This window comes from Enterobacillus tribolii, assembly GCF_003363015.1.
In the GTDB taxonomy this organism is placed as follows: domain Bacteria; phylum Pseudomonadota; class Gammaproteobacteria; order Enterobacterales; family Enterobacteriaceae; genus Enterobacillus; species Enterobacillus tribolii.
The window spans coordinates 1-4,328 of sequence record NZ_QRAP01000030.1 but is presented as its reverse complement, the minus strand read 5'-3'; the positions used below and the strand labels follow the sequence as shown (position 1 = coordinate 4,328).

At 53.7% G+C, this 4,328-nt stretch carries 1 protein-coding gene; it reads left to right on the top strand.

Annotation, left to right across the window (positions count from 1 at the left end):
• Window positions 1-72: 72 nt before the first annotated feature.
• Window positions 73-4,328: hemagglutinin repeat-containing protein (locus tag C8D90_RS21860; RefSeq protein WP_196238532.1), on the top strand; the 4,256-nt coding region annotated here is incomplete at its 3' end.

Below are 4,328 nucleotides of genomic sequence, written 5' to 3'. Positions count from 1 at the left end.
GACCTGACCAACGCCGGTACGCTTCAGGGCGCGACGGCGGCGGTTGAGGTGGGTGCATTAAGCAACAGCGGGATGCTGATGGGCATTGACGGCCTTTCCTTCAGCGTGGCAGATGTGCTGAACAATCAGGGCAGGCTGCTGAGTGAAAGGGATGTGACGCTGACGGCGGCGACCCTCAGCAATGATGGACAATTACTGGCCGGCAACGCGGTAAATCTGACGGTAGCCAACCAGGCTGCCAACACGGGCGTGATACAGGGAAAAACCCTCGCCGTAAATGCGGCAAGTCTTGATAATCAGGGCGACCTGACGGGCGTCAGCGCCCTGACACTGACGCTGCGCGATACTCTGGCCAACACGATGGCGGGCCGGATACTGACGCAGGGTACGGCACAAGTCAATGCGGCAGCCGTGACGGGCAATGGATTGTGGCAGGCGGAGACCCTGCGGATAACGGCCAATGAGGCCGCACTTGACGGTGTGATGCAGACCGCAGCATTGCTGCAACTGGATATCCAAAACCTGCTGAACATCGGGGAGGGCGGCAGCCTGACCAGCAGCGGCGAACTGCGCGCCAGTGCGGCCCATATCGATAACCGGGGCAGTGTGCAGGGGAAATCCACGACGCTGACGACGGCGGCGCTGACCAACGCCGGGACAATCACCGGTGCGGAGGCACTGACGCTGGCGCTGACGGACTTTACCCAGACGGCTTCCGGGCAGACGCTCTCCGGCGGGCAACTGGTGCTGGATACTCAGGGCTTTACGAACGCGGGCCGGGTACAGGGCGGCGATACGCGGCTCTCGATGGCTTACGGTGCCAACAGTGGTGCGGTGCAGGGCGTTAATCTGGCCCTGATCAGTCAGGGCGACTTTACCCATGCCGCCGGCGCGACGCTGCTGGCGTCTGACCACCTGACGTTCAACGCGCTGGGGCTGTTCAACCAGGGGCTGATGCAGGGCAATAACGGGGTGACGTTAACCCTGGGCAACCCGTTTATCAACGACGGGAAGGTGCTGTCGGGCGGCGACATCGCGCTGACCACGCCGCAGATGACCAACAACGGCACGGTACAGGGCGACAATGTGTGGCTTACCGCCGACGGGCTGACCAACAGCGGCACCTGGCTTGCCGCACGTGATACGACGCTGAGCCTGTCGCAACTGACCAACAGCGGACTGGTGCAGGGGGCGGCGCTTAACCTTAACGTACCGGCGGTGGACAACAGCGGTACGCTGTTCGCAACTCAGAGCCTGAGCATGTCGGGGAACCGCCTCGCCAACCGGCAGGGGGGTAAGCTTTATACCGCGGGTGATTTGAGCCTGACGTTCAACGACTTTACGTCTGCGGGCGACACCGTGGCGCTGGGCAACCTGACGCTGAACCTGGTGCAGGCTCTGCGCAACGGCGGGGTGCTGGCGGCGGGCAAGGTGCTGGCGGTGAACACCCGAGGCGCGGTTTTCAACGATGGCACGCTGCAGGGGCAGGGGATTGCGCTTGTTGCCGGTGGCGGCTTCACCAACCGGGGCACGATAACCGGGGGCAGCGACGCGGTGAGCGTGACGGCGCAGGACATCGCGTTGACACAGAGCGGAAGCCTGCAGTCGGGCGGCGACGTGACGTTAAGCAGCCGCGGCGCTATCACCAATGATGGCTTTACCGGCACGGCAGGGAATCTGGTGCTGAGCGCGGCGGGACAACTGACCAACACCGCGCTGCTGTATGCGGCGGGGGATATGAAGCTGTTTGCTGACAGCATTCAAAACCTGAAAGGGGATATCCTGGCGGGTAACAGCCTGTGGATGCAGCGCGATGCGGCGGGGAATGCGAACAGCCGGGCGCTGAACAGTTCGGGGACGATAGAGACGCAGCGTGGGGATATTTTTATTAATACCGCACTTCTGGAAAATAAATGGGAGTCACTGACAGCTGAAATTCAGGAAGAAAGAGCGATTGAGCAATATCCATGGGTTACCGAGTCTGGTGCTGACGTTCCTGTAAGTTTTTTACCTAAGGAGAATTATGGTTATGGGTATAGCCCATTCCCCCCTAATGCAACACATTTTGAACCTACATCAATTCCTATTCCTTATGACGATAAACGTGTCTTGGAGCTTCCGTTTTCTGAATCTTCAATAACGGTTACAGCAACGGGAGGAACGGCTCGCATTGCTTCTGGACGTAATTTGCATATTTTTGCTGATACGTTGGAAAATCAGGCTAGTAGTATTTTAGCTCAGCAGGATATTAGCCTGAGTGGTAACTCTCTTAATAATCAGTCTTGGGCATCAGGGAAGGAAACAAAATACCAAATATATATATATGGGTATGGGAAAGATGAGAGAGATATACCTAATATTGAAGGTGAATGGCCTCACCCTAATTATTATTTAGTTACAACGATTTTTTATACGGCTACAGGGCAAACACGAACTGAGCGCACAGATGATGATGGCTTGTATCGCTCAGTTATTCAAGCTGGTGGTAGTGTTGTAGCTGATTTTACTCGTGACATTAGCAATACGGTAACACAGGCTCATGTTGATAATATAGCTCATGAACCTACGACACCTATATTAAATACGTTAAAAACCCCTGATGCACTGCAGGGCGGTGAACAACAAATATTGCAGGATTCAGATAATTCCATTTTGGATATTCCAGCTTGGAATGACTTGGTGCAGGATACACTCAAGGACTTGGGGAGTAACAACGCACAGATTGAGAACTATCCTTTACCTAATAATAATAATGGTTTGTTTGTTACTAGCTCGGATCCGGACAGCCCCTATCTTATCACCACTAACCCGAAACTGGATGGTCTGGGCCTACTTGACGACAGTTTGTTTGATGGGCTGTATAGCATGCTGGGCCTACAGCCTGGTGCCGTACCGCGTGAGGTCAGTAACCAATACACTAATGAAAAGGCGTTCCTTGGCTCATCCTATTTTATGGATCGGCTGAATCTTAATCCGGACTATGACTACCGCTTTCTTGGCGATGCCGCGTTTGATACCCGATATATCAGCAATGCGATGCTGCAGCAAACCGGTAGCCGGTATATCAATGGTGTTGGTTCTGACCTGGAACAGATGGAATACCTGATAAACAGTGCAGTGGAGCAACAGGTCAAGCTAGGACTACAATTTGGTATCAGCTTAACAGCAGAGCAAGTTGCTAATTTGACAAAAAGCATTGTCTGGTGGGAGTCAGTGATCATCAACGGCCAAACCGTAATGGTACCTAAGCTTTACTTGGCACAAGGTGATGTATCTATACGTAATGGCAGTGTTATTCGTGGTGATAGTATAACTTTATCAGGTGGCGATATTGCCAACAGCGGCTCAACAATTCAGACTGATAAGTCCCTTTATATCAGCAGTGCCAGTGGGATTAACAACCTTGATGCAGGGTTATTGACAGCCGGTACAGATTTAAATCTCAGCGCGATTGGCAATATTAATAATATCAGTTCAACAATAGGTGCAAACCGTATAGAGCTAGAAAGTGTAACTGGTGATATTTTAAATCTGACACAAACACAGCAACGTTATGCTGCCGGTACGTCCGGAAAAAATAGTTATTTACGGGAAAATATAACCTTAAATTATACCGATGTAGGAAGTACAGGAGTAATTCAGGCAGCGGACTCTCTTACATTGAGAGCTGGTAACAACATTACTATTACTGGGGCTGAGCTGAGTGCTGGTAGTGATATGACATTAAAGGCTGGCAATGATATCTCATTGGCTGCAAATGCATTGCATCAGAATCAAGAGCTTAGTCATAGTGGACAAAGTAGAAAAACAGAAGCGGATTCAAATCAGAGAAGTGTTTTGACCGCCGGTGAAAACCTCACCGTCAGCGCCGGGCGCGACCTTAACGCCGATGCGGCGGCTATCGTTGCCGGTGAGTCCGCCGGGCTGATGGCCGGGCGCGACGTCAACCTTAACGCAGCCCAGAGCCGTGACTACACCGAGTACAAGGGCGGACGCAAGCAGGAAATCGACGAGAGCATCCGCCAGCAGGGCACGGAAATCGCCAGCGGGGCGGACACCACCATCGTCAGCGGCCGTGACATCAACACGCAGGCTTCGCAGGTGCAGGCCGGCGGCGACATCGCCCTGTCGGCAGGCCGCGACGTCAACCTCAGCACCGCAACGGAAAGCGACTATCACTTCTTCGAAGAGACCAAGGTCAAGAAGAAGCTGACTTCTTCCACCAAGACCCACATCGTGCAGGAAGACTACGCCACCCGCGAGGCAGGCACCCTGCTTTCCGGCGACAACGTGAAGGTCTCCGCCGGCAACGACCTGAAGGTCACCGG